Annotated in this window: 17 protein-coding genes; 3 read left to right on the top strand and 14 right to left on the bottom strand. The window is 53.7% G+C overall.

Going from position 1 to position 17,438, the window contains the following annotated elements; all coding sequences use genetic code 11:
* Nucleotides 1-24 precede the first annotated feature (24 nt).
* The gene (locus tag RIC29_03010; GenBank protein MEQ8733866.1) at nucleotides 25-888 is read left to right on the top strand and encodes a sterol desaturase family protein; all 864 of its coding nucleotides are present in this window, start codon (nucleotides 25-27) and stop codon (nucleotides 886-888) included.
* A 15-nt stretch (nucleotides 889-903) separates the two neighbouring features.
* Here the strand turns inward: RIC29_03010 and rpoH are convergent, their stop codons facing one another.
* Complete coding sequence (rpoH, locus tag RIC29_03005) at nucleotides 904-1,818, bottom strand: RNA polymerase sigma factor RpoH (GenBank protein MEQ8733865.1); 915 nt, start codon at nucleotides 1,816-1,818, stop codon at nucleotides 904-906.
* Between the two features lie 505 nt (nucleotides 1,819-2,323).
* Between rpoH and egtB the strand changes: the two genes are divergently transcribed.
* On the top strand, nucleotides 2,324-3,640 hold the full coding sequence (gene egtB, locus RIC29_03000) for an ergothioneine biosynthesis protein EgtB (protein ID MEQ8733864.1): 1,317 nt from the start codon (nucleotides 2,324-2,326) through the stop codon (nucleotides 3,638-3,640).
* Nucleotides 3,640-4,587, top strand: a complete 948-nt coding sequence (egtD, locus tag RIC29_02995; protein MEQ8733863.1) for an L-histidine N(alpha)-methyltransferase — start codon at nucleotides 3,640-3,642, stop codon at nucleotides 4,585-4,587. Before egtB ends, egtD begins: the two co-directional genes overlap by 1 nt.
* A gap of 43 nt (nucleotides 4,588-4,630) precedes the next feature.
* On the opposite strand, the gene RIC29_02990 is transcribed toward egtD, so the two are convergent.
* The 13 genes from RIC29_02990 to RIC29_02930 form a co-directional block, all read right to left on the bottom strand.
* A complete protein-coding gene (locus RIC29_02990) occupies nucleotides 4,631-4,987 on the bottom strand; it encodes a TraR/DksA C4-type zinc finger protein (GenBank protein MEQ8733862.1) in 357 nt (118 codons plus the stop codon).
* Nucleotides 4,988-5,061: 74 nt separating this feature from the next.
* Nucleotides 5,062-6,696, bottom strand: a complete 1,635-nt coding sequence (locus RIC29_02985; GenBank protein ID MEQ8733861.1) for a cation:proton antiporter — start codon at nucleotides 6,694-6,696, stop codon at nucleotides 5,062-5,064.
* Between the two features lie 90 nt (nucleotides 6,697-6,786).
* The gene (locus RIC29_02980) at nucleotides 6,787-7,131 is read right to left on the bottom strand and encodes a RidA family protein (GenBank protein MEQ8733860.1); all 345 of its coding nucleotides are present in this window, start codon (nucleotides 7,129-7,131) and stop codon (nucleotides 6,787-6,789) included.
* Between the two features lie 29 nt (nucleotides 7,132-7,160).
* A complete protein-coding gene (locus tag RIC29_02975) occupies nucleotides 7,161-8,750 on the bottom strand; it encodes a peptide chain release factor 3 (GenBank protein MEQ8733859.1) in 1,590 nt (529 codons plus the stop codon).
* A gap of 18 nt (nucleotides 8,751-8,768) precedes the next feature.
* Nucleotides 8,769-9,092 (bottom strand): 2Fe-2S iron-sulfur cluster-binding protein, encoded by a 324-nt coding sequence (locus RIC29_02970; GenBank protein ID MEQ8733858.1) that lies wholly within the window; start codon nucleotides 9,090-9,092, stop codon nucleotides 8,769-8,771.
* On the bottom strand, nucleotides 9,089-10,138 hold the full coding sequence (locus tag RIC29_02965) for an NAD(P)/FAD-dependent oxidoreductase (GenBank protein MEQ8733857.1): 1,050 nt from the start codon (nucleotides 10,136-10,138) through the stop codon (nucleotides 9,089-9,091). The genes RIC29_02970 and RIC29_02965 overlap by 4 nt, the downstream gene beginning before the upstream one ends.
* A 65-nt stretch (nucleotides 10,139-10,203) precedes the next feature.
* The gene (locus tag RIC29_02960; GenBank protein MEQ8733856.1) at nucleotides 10,204-11,868 is read right to left on the bottom strand and encodes a molybdopterin-binding/glycosyltransferase family 2 protein; all 1,665 of its coding nucleotides are present in this window, start codon (nucleotides 11,866-11,868) and stop codon (nucleotides 10,204-10,206) included.
* Nucleotides 11,869-11,877: 9 nt separating this feature from the next.
* Complete coding sequence (locus RIC29_02955; protein ID MEQ8733855.1) at nucleotides 11,878-12,570, bottom strand: XdhC family protein; 693 nt, start codon at nucleotides 12,568-12,570, stop codon at nucleotides 11,878-11,880.
* On the bottom strand, nucleotides 12,567-12,890 hold the full coding sequence (locus RIC29_02950; GenBank protein MEQ8733854.1) for an XdhC family protein: 324 nt from the start codon (nucleotides 12,888-12,890) through the stop codon (nucleotides 12,567-12,569). Before RIC29_02950 ends, RIC29_02955 begins: the two co-directional genes overlap by 4 nt.
* On the bottom strand, nucleotides 12,883-14,211 hold the full coding sequence (locus RIC29_02945; protein MEQ8733853.1) for a VWA domain-containing protein: 1,329 nt from the start codon (nucleotides 14,209-14,211) through the stop codon (nucleotides 12,883-12,885). The genes RIC29_02950 and RIC29_02945 overlap by 8 nt, the downstream gene beginning before the upstream one ends.
* Nucleotides 14,212-14,235: 24 nt before the next feature.
* A complete protein-coding gene (locus RIC29_02940) occupies nucleotides 14,236-15,171 on the bottom strand; it encodes a MoxR family ATPase (protein MEQ8733852.1) in 936 nt (311 codons plus the stop codon).
* Between the two features lie 145 nt (nucleotides 15,172-15,316).
* Complete coding sequence (locus tag RIC29_02935) at nucleotides 15,317-15,766, bottom strand: (2Fe-2S)-binding protein (GenBank protein ID MEQ8733851.1); 450 nt, start codon at nucleotides 15,764-15,766, stop codon at nucleotides 15,317-15,319.
* A 641-nt stretch (nucleotides 15,767-16,407) separates the two neighbouring features.
* Nucleotides 16,408-17,325 carry a hypothetical protein gene (locus tag RIC29_02930; protein MEQ8733850.1) on the bottom strand — a complete coding sequence of 306 codons (918 nt, stop codon included), beginning with the start codon at nucleotides 17,323-17,325 and terminating at the stop codon, nucleotides 16,408-16,410.
* Between the last annotated feature and the right edge of the window lie 113 nt (nucleotides 17,326-17,438).

Raw genomic sequence — 17,438 nt, 5'->3', positions numbered from 1 at the left:
CCCCTCTAAAGCTATCCAGTACATATGTTCTCACTTCATGACCCCATCTTGCGTCCGGCTCTATTTGGCGTGTTCCTGGTGCTCTTTATCATCTGGGAAAGCCTGCAGCCCAAGCGCGACCGCACATTCGCACGCCTGGCGCGGTGGACCGGCAACCTTGGCCTCATTGTCGTCGGCTCAGTGGTTGTCCGACTCATCCTGCCCATCGCCCCTGTGGGCGCTGCCCTATGGGCGCACCAAAATGGCGTTGGTGTTTTCAACACAGTGCCCATGCCCGTACCGATGTGGGTGGCGGGAGCCCTGTCGTTTCTCCTGCTTGATCTGCTGATTTATGGGCAGCACAGACTGTTTCATAAAGTCCCGCTGTTGTGGCGCCTGCATCGCATGCACCACACAGATATCGACCTTGATGTCACCAGCGGGCTGCGGTTTCATCCGCTCGAAATTCTGCTGTCTCTGATCATCAAAGTCATCGCGGTTGTGATTCTCGGCGCGCCGGCTTTGGCCGTTCTCGTTTTTGAGATCGTACTCAATGCGACCTCTATGTTTAATCACGCGAATCTCGCTCTGCCTCAGCGCCTAGACTCTGTGCTACGGCGTATCGTTGTCACACCCGATATGCACCGCGTTCACCACTCCATTGACTCAAGCGAGACTGATAGCAATTTCGGATTTAATCTCCCCTGGTGGGATCGTCTCTTTGGCACCTATGTGGAGCAACCAGCCGCCGGGCATGCGGCCATGACGCTCGGTCTGCCCATTTTCAGGGACATCAAATCTGTCGGATTATGGAACTTGCTGGTGCAGCCTTTTGTTGAAGACTCCCCAGAGCTAAAAACGGGCTCAGATTCAAAAGAGGGCGGCAATGAAACATCACCGCCCTCTTGATCAGAGGTTTTCGCTTTAGGCCGCAGACGCCAGCATTTCAAGGGGCTCAACGGTTGAGCTATCCAGTTTCGCGGCAGCAGCCTTAACAGCCACTTGAAGCTTTTCAAAAGCCCGGTTTTCAATCTGACGGACCCGTTCACGGCTAATCCCATACTCTTCACCCAGGTCTTCCAGGGTTCTAGGATCATCGCTCAACCGGCGCTCCTGAATAATACGGCGCTCACGATCATTCAAAGTGGCCAAGCCTTGCTCTAAGAGAGAGAGACCAACCGTGCGCTCTTCCTCCTCAGCGAAGACCGCTTCCTGTGTGGGAGCTGTAGACATCAGCAGGTCGATGCGATCAATGTCTCCGTCTTCTCCAACAGGAACATTCAAGGACGCATCAGAACGGCTTAAGCGGCCATTCATATCCATCACTTCTTTGCTGCTCACATCCAGCTGCTCAGCAATATTGTCAGCGGCTTCAAGACTCAGGTCGCCGTCGCCATAAATATTCAGCTGAGACTTAAGCTTACGCAGGTTAAAAAACAGCTTCTTCTGTGCCGCAATTGTGCCCATCTTGACCAAGGACCATGAGTTCAAAACATGCTCGTTGATGGCGGCTTTAATCCACCACATGGCATAGGTCGACAGCCGAAAACCGCGATCTGGATCAAACTTTTTAACAGCGCGCATCAGCCCGACGTTCCCTTCGGAAATCAAATCAGAGACTGGCAAACCGTAAAAGCGGTAGCCCATTGCAATTTTAGCCACGAGCCGCAAATGGCTCGTCACCATTTTATGCGCGGCCTCCATATCGTCATGTTCCGCCAGACGCTTGGCCAGCATGAACTCTTCATCCTTATCCAGGATGGGAAACTTTTTGATCTCTTGCATGTATGCTGAAAGACCGCGGTCTGACGCTATCATTGGGAGAGTGGTCGATGTCATGTGGAAACTCCTTTACACGATCATAAAGTCTGAGCCCAAGTACTGGCGCTTCATTGGCGTTGCGGTACGTGGGCAGACTAAAGTCTTAGAAACTGAGTGGCGCTAACAGAACGTCGCGCGCACTTGCCTGTCTAAGAAGGGCATGTGTAAGAAGCAGTAAGGTTGTAAGGTCTTCATTGTCATATCCTCCTTGAGCAACATGACCGGTTATAAAAAAGCTCGCCCTTAGGCCGAACAGTGGTGCTGGCCCCTAAACTGGGCACCAGCGATGGGTAGAATAATAGTCTCAACGCATGGCGTTGTAAAGTTATATTAGACTTACCTTATATTCAAAATGACACGTATTATATTAAGTTTATTCAATATAATCAGTTACTTATGGACTTATTACAGATTATCAAGGCAGATATGTAACCGAACAATCATCACAAGCGGTTTTGTTTTTCGCCGTCGTACTTTAAGATTAGTCCTAATATTTTGAAAGTTACGAGAATCGGGGAGCACCGTGTCGCTCAATTCCATCGCCGATGGCGTCATGCCAGACACCGACGTCGCCACCCCAGACTCCAGAGACATTCTTTCCCATTGGTTTGCACAAACAAGATTCCAGACGGAGACTTTGGCGGCACCTTTGTCCCCGGAAGACCAAACCATTCAGTCGATGGAGGACGCCAGCCCAGCCAAATGGCATCGGGCGCATACGTCTTGGTTCTTCGAAACCTTTGTCCTGAGCCCACACGAAATTGGGTATGAGCCGTTTCAGGCCTCTTTCAACTACCTGTTTAACTCTTACTACGAAGCCGTCGGTGCACGACACCCCCGCCCTCACCGTGGATTGCTCACGCGGCCCAGCGCAGCCGAGGTGGGTGATTACCGCGCGCATGTTGATGCCGCGGTCGCAAAACTGATTGCAGACTGCTCAAACGAAACCTGGTCTGCGGTCGCCCCGTTGATTATTCTTGGTCTTAACCATGAGCAGCAGCATCAAGAATTGCTTCTGATGGACATCCTTCATGCCTTCTCTTGCAACCCTTTAGAGCCCGCCTATACCGGCACCACGCCACTTCTCTCAGCTTCGACATCAAACATTGAGTGGATCGATTTTGACGGTGGTATTCAACAGGTCGGAATCGACCAAAACGCAGAACAAAGCTTCTTCTTCGATAATGAAGGCCCCCGGCATGACGTCGCCTTGCGCCCCTATAGGCTGGCCAATCGTTTGGTGACGAACGCCGAATGGATCGCATTCATAGAAGACGGCGGTTACAAACAAGCTGATTTATGGCTGGCAGACGCATGGGCCATCGTCCAAAACCAAGGCTGGTCTGCACCGCTGTATTGGCGCAAGGAAGACCACCAAAGTTGGTCCGCGTTTGGCTTAAGAGGACGGCAACCGGTGAGCCCCAATGCGCCTGTCTGCCATGTTAGTTTCTATGAGGCCGACGCATTTGCGTCGTGGTCCGGTAAACGTCTGCCCACAGAGTCTGAATGGGAAATCGCCGCACGCGCGCAGGACATAGACGGCAACTTCTTATCGCGTCATGCCCTCCGCCCATTGCCCGCCCCCGCCAGCAGCACCCTAAGCCAACTGTATGGTGACGTGTGGGAGCACACCAGCTCACCTTACACCCCCTACCCCGGCTTTAAAGCCGCCAAGGGAGCCGTCGGGGAATACAACGGTAAGTTCATGTCTAATCAGATGGTCTTGCGCGGCGGCAGTTGCGTCACGCCGGAAGGCCACATACGTAGCACGTATAGAAACTTTTTTTACCCGCATCAGCGATGGATGTTCGCAGGTGTTCGATTGGCAGAGGACGCCTAATGTTAGATTCTGAAACTCAACAAATTGATGAAGCGTTCCTCAAAGACGTTCTGAATGGCCTGTCAAAAGACCAAAAAAAACTGGAGCCAAAGTATTTTTATGATGCCCACGGATCAGCCCTCTTTGATCAAATCTGCACCCTTGAAGAATACTATCCAACCCGTACAGAATTAGGAGTGTTGTCTGATCAAGCCGAGGAAATTGCGGATTTAATTGAGGGACAACACCTGATCGAGTTTGGCTCAGGCTCCAGCGTTAAAATACGTATACTTCTGGATGCAGCGGAAAAACTGGCAAGCTATGTGCCCGTAGACATTTCCCGAGATCACCTTCTTGGCGCGGCGAATGCCATCGCCAATGATTACCCAGACCTGCACGTCCTGCCGGTATGTGCCGATTTCACACAAACCTTTGAGCTACCACAGGTCGTTGCGAACGGCGAACGCGCTGGTTTTTTCCCCGGCTCAACAATTGGTAATTTTTCCCGTGATGACGCGAAGCAATTCTTGTCTATGGCGGCCAGCATGCTTGGGACCGGCGGTGGCCTCGTAATCGGTGTTGATCTTAAGAAGGACCCCGACGTTTTGCATGCAGCCTATAATGATCAGCAGGGCGTTACCGCTGCATTCAACTTGAACCTTCTGACGCGCATCAACAGAGAACTCAATGGAACGTTTGACCTGGAGGCGTTTGCCCATGATGCCCGCTATGTCGAACGTGAAGGCCGCGTCGAGATGCATCTGGTCAGCCTCAAAGACCAAACTGTCTCAGTACATGATCACAGCTTCGAATTCGCTAAAGACGAATCCATTCATACTGAGAACTCACACAAATACGATATTGATGAGTTTCATCAAATCGGACGTGAAACCGGGTTTGCGCCAGACCGTACGTGGACCGACGCCAATAACCTGTTTAGCGTTCATTATCTAAAAGTCGCTGCATGACGCCTCGACGCTGAGCTCTGACGCTTCGCGTCGCCTGTTGTTTTCAACGCTTCGCGTCGGTCGCACATTCAACGCACATCGGTTCAGCAGGATCTGACTCCAGCCGGCCAGCGGCGATATCCTCATCGCAACTGACGCAATAACCATAGTCATCGCTCTTAATACGCTTGAGGGCGGCCCTTATGCGCAACAACTCCACCTCACGTCGTCTTTGCGTGGCCAGCGCCATTTCTCTTTGTTGCAGGGCATCCATACGCGACAGTCGGCCCTGCATTGCCTGATCCAGCTCCACCGGTTTGCGGTCCAGACTGGTAGAGGCACTCGTCTGCAATAACGTGGCTTCCCGCTCCTTCAGTTTTTGAAGCAGTGACTTAATGTTGAGCTTAGGTTTCTGTGCCATGCACTCAGGTTAGTCCGGTGCCCGCATCAGCGTAAAGTGCTGTCATGACCACACTGCTAACTTCATGTTTTTATTTATTTTTCCAGAGCTAAATTGGCCAACTGCTGTGCTGTAGGAATAAGTTCAGGCACAGTTGAGGCTGCCCCGGCGGTTTCAAGCGTCAGGGCATGTTCCGCATCTCTGGCGCGGGCGTACACGCGCAAATCCGGTAAAATGTATTTGATCAGATTCATCATCTGCACCGCCTTGCGCGGATCATCAATGGCAATAACAAGCCCTTTCGCGCGGTTCAGACCGACGGCATACAGCACTTCGGGCCGTGTGGCATCGCCGAAGAACACATCAATGTTTTGCTGGCGCGCAACAGCAATAGCATGAGGATCAAGATCAAGACACGCGTACGGGCGACCAGCATCGCGGAGTTGAGAGGCAACCTCTCGCCCCACACGCCCGACACCAATGATAACAATATGATTATTCAGTTCAGTTAAATCACCCTCGACAGAATCTATAGGTATAGCTTTGGCAAGCTCCCAACGCGAGATCGCTTTTGCTGTGAGCCGCACGGCAAGGGGTGTAACCAGCATTGTTAAGGCCACAGCTACAGCCAAAACCTGGGCCAGAGAACTGTCGATCAAGCCAGAGGCCAGCCCCGCTGCAAAAAGCACGAAGGCGAACTCGCCGCCTTGAGACAAGTAAATCCCCGCTTCAGCAGACTCAAGCGACGTGAGGCCGGACAACCGCGCCACGGCAAACATCACGGTTGCTTTTAGTGCCATCAAACCGGTCACAATCAGAGCAATCTCACCGCTCCGGTCCACAACCAGGTCAAGATCGACGCCCATACCAACGCCCATGAAGAAGAGACCAAGCAGAAGACCGCGAAAGGGCTGGATCTCTGCCGCAACCTGGTGACGGTAGGGCGTGTCCGCCAGCAACATCCCCGCCAGCAAAGCACCAAAAGCCAAAGACAAGCCGCTCAATTCGGTTAGGGCTGCCGCGCTCAACAAGACAAGCAACGTAAACCCCGCAAAGACGTCGGAATTCCTGAGACTGCTGATACGTTTGTACAGCCCTTCCAAAAGCCACCGCCCCAATCCCAGGATCACCACAATGGCAGCGACCATTTTAATCAAAGCCAGTCCAAGGCTTTCACCGAGATTGACTTCAGCTGCTCCGAGGGTTGCACCTGTTGCACCGATTGCAACAACAACCGCAAGCAGCGGACCAACCGCAAGATCCTGCATCAGCAAGACCCCAAACACACTGCGACCAAACCGTGTCGGCAACCGTCCCTGATCGGAGAGCAGCGTCAGTATGATGGCCGTCGATGACAGCGAGAGGGCGGCCCCTATCAGCAGCGCTGTGACGCTGGAAACGCCAAGGGCAATCGCAACCAATGAGATACAGCAGGCCGTGACCAAAATTTGAAACAAGCCAAGGCCGAATATTGGCCCCCGCATGACCCGAATACGATCAAGTGGGAGTTCCAAACCAATCACGAACAACAGGAACACGACGCCGTACTCACCGAGCAGCGTGATGGTTCCCGTTTCTGTAATCAGACCCAGCGCATACGGGCCAATGAGGCAGCCGGCCACCAAATAGCCAAGAACGGCGCCCAACCTCAGGTATTGAAAGAGGGCAACAACCGCCACACCAGCTGTCAGAAGAATAATGGCATCCGATAAAAAGTGTGAGTCATGCACTTAAAAAGTGGCCCTAATTTAGAGAAAACGATTATGTCGACAAAACAACGCTCACTCTTAGCATAGATCACAATTCGTTAAGATTTGACCTTAAAGAGCGGCAACCACAGCAATCTCAACCAAGTAGTCTGGCGTCACGAGTTTGGCTTCCAAGGTCGCCCGTGCCGGCGTTGCCCCTGCCGTCACCCATTTCTTCCAGACCTCGTTCATTTCGCCGAAGGTCGAAATGTCTGCAAGATAGATTGTTGCAGACAAAACGCGCGTCTTCTGTGTTCCAGCGCGCTCCAACAAACGATCAATCTTGGCCAGAACCTCTTGGGTTTGGCCTGCCACATCCTTCGATGTCGATGACACCTGCCCGGCCAGATAAACCGTATCGCCATGGACAACCGCCTGGCTCATGATCTCATTCGTGTCGACGCGCTCAATCTGCATAACAATGCTCCTCGTTCAGCTCAGATAAATTAATGAAGTTGCTCTTTTGTTTTTTGAAATGAAATATCAGGCCAGTCTTCTTCGGTCTTTCCCATGTGCCAGGCATTGCGCGCGAGGAAAACCGGCGCACCATCGTGATCTTCGCCGACGCTCGCTTCATTCTGGTCAATAAACTTTTTCACCAGGGCTGGGTCTTCGCCTTGTATCCACCTGGCTGTGTACAACGAGGTGCCTTCAAAGTGGACCGGCACGTCATATTCTGTGCGAATACGGTCCGCCATCACCTCAAACTGCAAACCGCCGACCACACCAACAATCCAGTCCGAGCCAATGCGCGGGCGGAACACGCTGGCGGCCCCCTCCTCAGCGAGTTGTTGCAGCGCGCGCCCCAAATGCTTGGCCTTCATGGGGTCAACCGGCCGTGCGGTTTGCAACAGCTCTGGCGCGAAACTCGGAATCCCCGTGAAATGAAGTTTCTCACCTTCAGTCAGAGCGTCGCCGATGCGCAAATTCCCATGGTTTGGAATACCGATGATGTCACCGGGCCAGGCTTCTTCTGCCGTTTCTCGGTCCTGGGCCAAAAACAAAAGCGGATTATGTATGCTTAAGACTTTCCCAGACCGCACATGAAGCAGCTTCTGCCCCTTTTTAAAGTGCCCGGAGCTCAATCTAAAAAAGGCAATCCGATCTCTATGTTTCGGATCCATATTGGCCTGAATCTTGAACACGAAACCCGCGACCTTGGTTTCCTGAGGGTCCACAAGCCGGTCCACAGTTGGTTGCGGGCGTGGCGCAGGAGCCTGTTTGGCTAAGCCTTCTAACAGCTCTTGAACGCCAAAGTTGTTGACCGCGCTGCCAAACCAGACCGGAGTCAACGTTCCTTCCAAATAAGCGTTCCTGTCGAACGGCGGACAGAGACCACGCACCATTTCAACATCTTCGCGCAACTTCGCCACCGCATCTGCCGGCAACAATTCATCGAGCTTAGGGTCATTTAAACCCGTGCACACTGTCCCGGTGTCTGGGCGCTCAGCTTTGGACCGTGACACAAGTACCAGACGATCATTGAGCAGATCATAACACCCCAGAAAATGCCGCCCCGAGCCAATCGGCCAACTTGCGGGCGTCACATCCAGGGCCAATCGCTGCTCAATCTCGTCAAGCAGATCAAACGGGTCTTGGCCGTCCCGGTCCATTTTGTTGATAAAGGTGACAATCGGCATGTCTCTTAGACGGCACACTTCAAACAGCTTGAGCGTCTGCGCTTCAATGCCTTTGGCGGAGTCCATCACCATCACGGCGGAATCAACCGCCGTCAGCGTGCGGTAGGTGTCTTCGCTAAAGTCTTCGTGGCCCGGTGTATCAAGCAGGTTGAATGTTTTGCCATCGTAGTCGAAGGTCATCACCGAGGACGCCACCGAGATACCGCGTTCTTTTTCCACCTTCATCCAGTCCGAACGGGCGCGACGGCGTTCCCCCTTCGCTTTAACGGCCCCGGCCAGTTGAATGGCACCGCCGAACAGCAGTAATTTTTCGGTCAAGGTGGTCTTGCCAGCATCGGGATGCGAGATAATCGCAAACGTCCGGCGCCGCGCCACCTCGTCTTGGAGGGAGGTCATTCTAAGTCTCTTTGCGGTTTAGTCTTCTAAGGCGTCTAATTGCAGCGCGACCTTTAAGCCATCAAGTGCGCTGGTGCAATTAATCTGGCAACTCAGCCGCGACGTTTGATCCGAATAATCCGAATCATCTAGCAAGTCTGCTTCTTCATCCCCCGCTACCCCGGTTCTCTGAATCCAAGCCTCATCGACGCGGACATGACAAGTGGCACAGGCCATCGCCCCGCCGCATTCGGCGCGAATCGGCACGCCATGTTCCCGCAAGGCGGCCATAACGCTGTCGCCGGGTTTCGCTGAAACAGTCTGCTCTGCGCCATCGGGAAGCGTCACACTAATTTTAATCAACGGCCTAACTTTTCCTGCAGGTTTGAGCTTGAGGTGGTGTGCTCAAATTTAAGTTTCTGATCTGGCCGGGCATAGTGGAAACTTCCATGCGCCATCAACGCCGCCTCATGGAAGCCGGACAAAATCAATTTGAGCTTGCCTGGGTAGCTACACATATCGCCGATACAGAAAATACCCGGCTCGGATGTTTCAAATTTCTCGGTATCGACGGCAATACGGTTGGCCGCCATGTTGATGCCCCAGTCGGCGATCGGGCCGAGCTTCATGGTCAAACCATAGAACGCGAGCATGGTGTCGCACGAAACATCATAGTTTTCGCCCGTCTCTTTGCCGGTCAGCGTAATCGACTCAATCTGACCTTCGGTGCCATTCAGGCTTTGAACATCAGCCACATGCACTATGACCTTCCCTGCCGCCTCAAGTGCACGCATCTTATCAACCGTATCCTGCACAGCCCTGAAGTCTGCGCGACGGTGAACCAAATGCAGACTTTCAACCTCATCACTGAGCGCCAGCACCCAATCCAGGGCAGAGTCACCGCCCCCGGCAATCAGAAGGTTTTTACCTTTGAACTGCTCCATCTTCCGCACAGCGTAAAACAGAGATTTGTTTTCAAACGGCGCGATCCCCTCAATCTTCGGCTTCTTAGGGGTAAAGCTCCCGCCACCGCCAGCAATACAAACAACAGGGGCCTCTATGTCCAACCCCATATCTGTGGTCATGCGCCAATGCCCAGTGTCCAGCTTGGTTAAGCTGTCGGCCATTTGGTTGAAGTACATGGCGGGCTCAAAGGGCTCAATCTGCTTCAACAGATCGTCCGTCAAATCTTGCCCCGTAATGTGGAGGCGGCTTGGAATATCAAGAATCGGTTTTTCCGGATACAGCTCAGCGCATTGACCGCCAGGGCGATCCAAAATATCGATGACAACACTTTTGAGACCGAGCAACCCGAGTTCAAAAACGGCGAACAGACCAACCGGTCCAGCGCCGATAATAATAACGTCTGTGTTCAGTTTGCCCGCGGCATCATCCCCGGAATCCAGCATCGTGAAACCCCCTCACTTCTGCAGGCCCAACATAAGCTGGCCCAGTGGTAAACGGATGAACAGCCCTAGGATGGGTGGGTCTCGCGAAACTTCGACCACTGTTCAGGCGTATCCAAATCCGTCAGAACAGCAGTGTCCCCAAAATCGACTTCAGTGACAAGCTCCGCATAGGTTCCAATCAGATGGCGCGCGCCAACATCACCAGAAACCTCAGATATGCCCTCAAAAAACCGCTTATCCCACAGCACCGGGTTCCCGCGCTTGCCCTTATGAACGGGCACAACAATGGCCTGCCCCGCGTCTGGCCTGTACGCCGCAATCAGAGCGTCGATGTGAGACGCGGAAAGGTTGGGCATGTCGCCCAAGCAAATCACGGCACCATCACACTGAGGCGGCACCTGAGACAAACCAACTTTCAACGAGGTCGAGAGTCCGTCCGCATAGTCTGGATTGGATGCAAACGTCACGTCTAAACCAGACAACGCGGCTTTGACACGATCTGCTTCATGTCCTGTCACCACAATGACAGACTGCGCAGCAGAGTTCACGATTGACGACACCGTTCTGTGTATGAGTGCTTCTCCATCGACTGGCTCTAACAACTTATTGACGCTGCCCATGCGACGGGATTGCCCCGCGGCCAGCACAACAGCGGCAACATTTCGTCTTATGTCTTCAGGTGCTTCACCGCGCACCGCTTCTGCGCGCGGCAGCGGACGCGCCGGGCTGTCCACCAACAACCCGCCGACACCAAGAGACATGATCTCAGCACGGTTCACCGGCAACCGCGCCGCCAATCGTTCAAAAATCCAGTCGATGCCATTTAATTTTGGTGACCGCGCGCACCCCGGCAGAACAAGAATTCGCGTCGCACCCTGCTGGCCGAGCAAAACAAGATTGCCCGGATCAACGGGCATGCCAAAATGCACAATCTCGCCGCCACTTTTTACAATAGCCGACGGCACAACATCTGCCCGGTCAACCGTCACTGATGCGCCAACGATCACCAGCAGATCAGGGGCGCTCGCCAACGCTGTTTTTAGCGTGTCCTTTACATCCATTGTGGCATGGTCACAGGAAAGGATGTGCTGAACGTGACCCCCGACTGATTGAATCCGGCGCGACGTCAGATCGGTTGTCTTTGCAACAACCGATTCCTTCAGCGAGGGCAAAAGCGTGTTGATCAACGTGACGGCCAGCGGCTTGAACGGTGCAATAGAAATGACCTCACCCGCCGCCTTCATCGTTGCCGTCTTCATCGTTGCCGTCTTCATCACTGCCTTAACAGCGTCCAATACATCGCGCGTAACGGCAAAGGGAATAATCTTGACGGTCGCAACAATCTGCCCGGCCTCAGCGCGGGTATAATTCGGTAACGTCGCGATCGTAACCGACTCATCGATGGCGTTAATCGCGTTTATGAGGTCCGTATTCAACTGCACGATACCGTCCGCTGCAGCGGTGATGTTACAACGCCCGGTAAAGGCAGCAGTGTTCGCAACGTCACGCCCTAAAAGCCCCTCGGCAATCGTCTTGGCCGCGACATCTTCATGCACATCCGTATCGCTTAACATCGCCACGACGATCGTTTGCCGCCCGGCTTTCAGCAGGCGCTCACAGTCTTCAGCTGTTAAGCGCGTGCCTTTCTTGATTGTAAAAGTCTCGGTCTTAGTGGTGTGGGCAAGGATCGCGCCGTCAGCCTCAGCAACATTGAGTTCAGAAAATTTCACGCGCCGCCCCTAAACCTGAGCCTGGCGACGTGTCGCAACCACCTGGGCCAAAATGGAGACGGCAATTTCCGCCGGCGATTTGGCTTTGATGTCCAACCCGGCGGGGCCATGAATGCGGCTCAGGTCTGCGTCCGTAAATCCACTCTCGCGCAACCGCTCCAGGCGTTTGCCATGGGTGCGCCGACTACCGAGAGAGCCGATATAAAACGCATCCGACTTCAACGCTTGTTCCAAGGCGGGATCATCCAGTTTAGGGTCGTGGGTCAAGGTCACAACAGCCGTGCGGATATCTGGCTTCAACTTCACCATTCCTTCATCGGGCCAATCGGACAGCACGGCGATATCTGCCAGACGCTCAGCACTTGCAAACGCCTCGCGGGGATCAATAATCGTGACCTCATAGCCCGCCGATTGCGCCATCGGCGCAAGCGCCTGCGCAATATGCACCGCCCCCACAATGATCATTCTAAACGGAGGGCCATAGACCCGCACAAACAAAGACGTGTTTTCAAGAACACCCGAACTGTCTGTTTGAATCATCTGCGAAACCGTTGCCAAAGCGATGTCCGGCACAACGAGATCACCAATACACTCAGACCCAACATATAGGCACTGCTGGCCCGTCTCTGTGTCTGTCACTGTGGCGCAGGGCACTTTGCCGGCGAGCGACTGTCGGAGCGCTTTGAAAATACCGGTTTTCACACCACCCGCTCCACATACACATGAACCGTGCCACCGCAAGCCAGCCCAACTTCCCACGCCATGTCGTTGGTGACGCCATATTCAAGACGTTTCGCACTGCCGCTCTCAATGGTCTCAAGCGCGGCCTCAATCACCGCCCCCTCGATACAGCCTCCAGAGACAGATCCAACAAAATCGCCATCCTCGTTGATGGCCAAATGACTGCCCACAGGCCGTGGCGAAGACCCCCAGGTTTGAATCACCGTGGCCAAAGCCGTCGCCTTGCCTGCCTCCTGCCATTCGGCAATTTTTGACAGCGGGTCTAAATCGAGATCAAGCATGGCCTGCAACACTCCCGTCGCTTTGATGATTGCGTTGTTGGTCGCGCAACGGCGCGTTTTTGTAGTCGCGCAACGGCGCGTTTTTGTGATCGCGCAACGACGCGTTTTTGTGATCGCGCAACGACGCGTTATTGTGACCGCGCTGCGGCGCTTTCATCTCTGACAAAACCTCCGCCAAAGACGACAGACTCTCCAGATTATGCCCAGACCTGAACTCGTCCACATAGGGCAGCATCGCTTTGACACCGGCAGACTTGGGTTCAAAGGCTTCAAATCGCAACAACGGGTTTAACCATAACAACCGCCGACAGGACTTTTGTAAGCGGTTCATTTCTTCAGACAACCCGATACCGCCATCCCGGTCCAAACCATCCGTAATCAGCAACACAACAGCACCCTGCCCGAGAACGCGTCGCGACCAGTGTTTGTTAAAAGACGCCAGAGTTTCCCCAATCCGGGTGCCGCCAGACCAATCCGTCACCGTGGCCCCAATGCGGGCCAAGGCGACATCAGGATCCGCGTGTTTTAAATGGTGGGTAATGTTCGTCAATCGCGTCCCGAAGACAAAAGTATGCACGCGCTCCTGATCGTTGGTCACGCTGTGCAGAAAGTGCAGCAACATGCGGGCATAGGCTTCCATAGAACCGGACACATCACAGAGCACCACCAACGGCGGATGGCGGCGCACGCGCTTTTTGCGCTTCAGATCAATAGAGCCACCTGCACGGATAGTGCCACGCAGCGTTGCCCGCATATCAATCCGGCGGCCAGAGGTATGAGGCTTAAACCTTCGGCTTGGCAGGTCCGGCAGCGGCAACGTAAACTGTGTCATAGCATTGCGCGCTTGCGCTAACTCGTCTGCCGACATGGACTCAAAATCTTTTGACTGAAGACGTTCCATTGCAGACCAAGACTGGCTGTCATCGCCCTCTTTAGGTGCCGCGTCTTCGTTGACTTTATTGGCCAAGTCCTGATCAACCAGCGCATCGGCTAGCCGTCTCGGCAACGCGTCTTGCTTGGTCTGAGGTGCGCGATCGACAACATCGTCAAAGGTATTGCTGCCCCCATCATCTACCTGCGGTCTGACGACCCAAAAGCGATCAAAGGCCAATTCAAATAATTCTGTCTGACTGTGCCGTTCAACACAGACCGCGTGTAAAGCCCAATAGACATCGTCGCGGCGTCTCAGGTCTATTGCGGACAATGCCTCAACCGCCAGCAGCACTTTACCAGGACCAATGGGCAAACCCGCCGCCCGCAACAACCGGGCGAACTGCACCACATGACGATCAAGCTTACCGGCGGACGGGTGATCGTTCATGACACTGCTTCTTCGTCTTAAACATCAAACAGCACGGGCTGCGGCAAGAACCCGCTCAGCCTTATCGTCTTGCACGCGTGCGATATCGTCTTGATACTTCAGCACCACACCCAGCGTGTCCGCAATACTGTCGCGGTCTAAATCGCTGCGGTTCAACGCAATCAGCGCGCGTATCCAATCAATGCTCTCGGCAATACCCGGTGGCTTAAACAAGTCTCCATTGCGTAACTCTTGCACGGCGGCCACCACCTGACGGCTGAGACTGTCCGCCGCCTCCGGCACCTTGTTTCTCAGAATGGTGTATTCGCGCGCGGCATCCGGATAGCCAACCCAATGATACAAACACCGGCGCTTGAGAGCGTCGTGAATTTCGCGCGTGCGGTTTGATGTTATAATAACAATCGGCGGAGACTCTGCCTTCACCGTTCCAACCTCAGGAATGGTGACCTGAAAGTCAGAGAGAATTTCTAAAAGATACGCCTCAAAAGGTTCATCTGTCCGATCCAGTTCATCAATCAGAAGCACCGGCGGACCCGCGTTTCGTGTCCTCAAGGCCGACAACAACGGCCGCTCGATCAGATAATCAGGACCATAAATATCTTCCGCGATTTCAGACGACCGCCCCGCTGCCCCATCGCGATCGGATTCCGCCAATCGGATGGCCATCATTTGGCGCGGGTAGTTCCATTCATACACCGCCGAACCAACGTCTAACCCCTCGTAGCATTGCAAGCGAATGAGGTCCCGCCCCAGCGCCGACGACAGCACCTTCGCAATTTCTGTTTTACCAACCCCGGCCTCACCTTCCAAAAAAAGCGGACGTCCAAGTTTTAGCGCAAGAAACAGAGCGGTCGACAACGCCCGGTCAGGCACGTAGCCCGCACCAGCCAGCAGGGCTTCGGTATCTTCAATGCTCTGTGGCAGTGTTTTGGGCCGTTTTTGAGGCAGTGTTTGCGTCATTGTTCATCCATGCACGGCTGAAATCTTAAATCATAGGGCTGTTAAGCAGCTCAAAAAAGAAATGTGGCGATTAAGCCGTCCCAAAAGAAATGGGCGCGGTTTGACCCACGCCCATCACACTCTGAAAGTTTGTTGCCAGACAGGTTTAAGCCGCAGCGGCTCGCTTAATGGCCTTGCGAATGCGCGTGTAGGTCCCGCACCGGCAAATGTTGGTGATGTAGGCGTTGATGTCTTCATCTGTTGGTTCTGGGATTTCTTTCAACAGAGAGGCCACCGACATAATCATGCCAGACTGACAGTACCCGCACTGCGGCACATCTTCCTCAATCCAGGCGGCCTGCACCGGGTGACTGCGATCTTCCGACAATCCTTCGATGGTCGTAATTTCTGTGCCAGCCGCAAATTCAACGGGGACGGAACAGGACCGTTCGGCTACACCATCAACATGGACTGTACACGCGCCACAGGCTGCAATACCGCAACCGTATTTTGTGCCGGTCAGTCCAAGGTTGTCTCTTAACACCCATAGCAATGGGGTTTCTGGATCAACATCCACCGAATGCTCTGTGCCGTTGACGCGCAACGTAATCGCCATCTAAACCTCCTGAGAAAGCTATATGTAGGGTGTAAGACCCAAGTCACGTCTTTTCAACTATTTCATTATTGTATCGACCGCCCTGTGGGACGCAAGAGAGACGATTCGTCAAAAACTGTCTTTTTTTAGTCATCGGACCGTTACATAGCTTGGTCGAAAGCCCCAAAACGTGAAGTCTGCATAAACCAGGAATTCACCAAGGATTCAGGCAGCTTACAATGCGTACACCATACTATATATTGTATATATAGGGCTTCTTCATACCAATAATAGTGACAACTCCGAAAATTTTTGGAACACTCTTGGCTGTGAGCGACGGGTTTCTTGGGGAATGAGTCAGCAATGCCACAGCAGGTTTCAGTAACCAACTGGCAGAAATGCGACCAAACCAATGTGGCAGATGAGTCCTCCTGTCCAAGTCTCACAGCCTATCTGAATAGTTTGAGTATGATTTTGTTTTCGCGGGGCAGACGCTCCTCGTCAGACATGAGCCAATCAGACATGAGCATGTTGACGAGTTAGCGCCTGGCCCCGGCTAGAGGTGCGTCCCTGAAACTTGGGGCGGGGCTTTTAGCCCCGCCCACTTTTTTTGCGCCCTGAACCTAATCGTGAACCTTAATCTTACGCCTTGATCGCGCGCCTTAAGGCACCAATTCAGGAATCACATAAGTCACAACTTCTCGCCTGGGCCGGCTGATCGCCCACACCCGCTGCGGCTCGTCCGGGTCAAAGGCGAACGCCTGGCCTTCCGACGGGACGGTAATAGTTGCCACATGCATCATCGTCGGCCCCATGAGCGGAAACTCCAGAACATACATCTCAGGCAAGTCATGGCCCATAACATAGAGGCGGCCATCCGGCCCGATGGACCCACCGGATGCGGCTTGCGGGGCCATCTTTGCCAGAATGGAACCTGGCAGGGCATAGCCGCCGCGACGGCGCCACTCCTTGTCAAACAGAACAATACCCGCATAGGTATGGTCTTTATACGGCAGGCCGGTTTCGTCATCGTAGTTGGCGAAGCCGGCAATCCATCCGCCTTGATAATGATCGAACCAGACCAGCGACCCTTCTTCCGTAATGCCAAGGCTCTTGGAGGATTTATGGGTCATAGTCTTGGTATCAAACACTTCAATGCTGCTGGCCATCGGCAGGTTCGGATGGTTGGAGTTGGCGCACATCAGATCCGAACCATCCAGCAAACAACTGTTAAGATGGCCGATAAGGCCGCCGCGATCGCCAACCCAACGGCTGGTCAGCAGGCCCGTTTCACGGTCATATTTTCCGATGACGTAATTCACAATGGCGTAAAAGTGCGTTGCATCTGCCGCAGCGCCCTGACCGGCCTCGACGGCGGGGTAGGACGTGATATCCGTTGCCGTATGCTGGCGCACCTCCGGAGCTTGATAGTCTTTCACTCCAATTGCGGCCCACGCTTTTTGAAACGCGTCTCGGCGTGCGTCGATGCTTGTCTGCTGCTTTGTCTGTTCCCCGGCAACAACGCCGTTCATGGACAACACCACAAGCCCAATGGTTATAATTGTTCCGAGCGTTTTCATCTTTTTCTCCGGCTGCGCATGAGAGAGGCGTGCAGGACACACAATATATGACGTGATATATGTGATGCCTTGCACGCCCCTCCTTAATTTTATCCGCGTTTACACTCCATTGA

It is taken from the genome of Rhodospirillaceae bacterium, assembly GCA_040219235.1.
Classification (GTDB): Bacteria; Pseudomonadota; Alphaproteobacteria; order Rhodospirillales; family Rhodospirillaceae; genus WLXB01.
The sequence above is the reverse complement of the archived record's forward strand: the minus strand, read 5'-3'. Positions and strand labels throughout refer to the sequence as shown.

Excerpts from the sequence above, each read along its gene's own strand:
- RIC29_03010 (MEQ8733866.1), top strand. The coding sequence starts at position 25 with ATGTTCTCACTTCATGACCCCATCTTGCGTCCGGCTCTATTTGGCGTG.
- rpoH (MEQ8733865.1), bottom strand. The coding sequence starts at position 1,818 with ATGACATCGACCACTCTCCCAATGATAGCGTCAGACCGCGGTCTTTCA.
- egtD (MEQ8733863.1), top strand. The coding sequence starts at position 3,640 with ATGTTAGATTCTGAAACTCAACAAATTGATGAAGCGTTCCTCAAAGAC.
- RIC29_02990 (MEQ8733862.1), bottom strand. The coding sequence starts at position 4,987 with ATGGCACAGAAACCTAAGCTCAACATTAAGTCACTGCTTCAAAAACTG.
- RIC29_02980 (MEQ8733860.1), bottom strand. The coding sequence starts at position 7,131 with ATGCAGATTGAGCGCGTCGACACGAATGAGATCATGAGCCAGGCGGTT.
- RIC29_02975 (MEQ8733859.1), bottom strand. The coding sequence starts at position 8,750 with ATGACCTCCCTCCAAGACGAGGTGGCGCGGCGCCGGACGTTTGCGATT.
- RIC29_02965 (MEQ8733857.1), bottom strand. The coding sequence starts at position 10,138 with ATGCTGGATTCCGGGGATGATGCCGCGGGCAAACTGAACACAGACGTT.
- RIC29_02950 (MEQ8733854.1), bottom strand. The coding sequence starts at position 12,890 with ATGCTTGATCTCGATTTAGACCCGCTGTCAAAAATTGCCGAATGGCAG.
- RIC29_02945 (MEQ8733853.1), bottom strand. The coding sequence starts at position 14,211 with ATGAACGATCACCCGTCCGCCGGTAAGCTTGATCGTCATGTGGTGCAG.
- RIC29_02940 (MEQ8733852.1), bottom strand. The coding sequence starts at position 15,171 with ATGACGCAAACACTGCCTCAAAAACGGCCCAAAACACTGCCACAGAGC.
- RIC29_02935 (MEQ8733851.1), bottom strand. The coding sequence starts at position 15,766 with ATGGCGATTACGTTGCGCGTCAACGGCACAGAGCATTCGGTGGATGTT.
- RIC29_02930 (MEQ8733850.1), bottom strand. The coding sequence starts at position 17,325 with ATGAAAACGCTCGGAACAATTATAACCATTGGGCTTGTGGTGTTGTCC.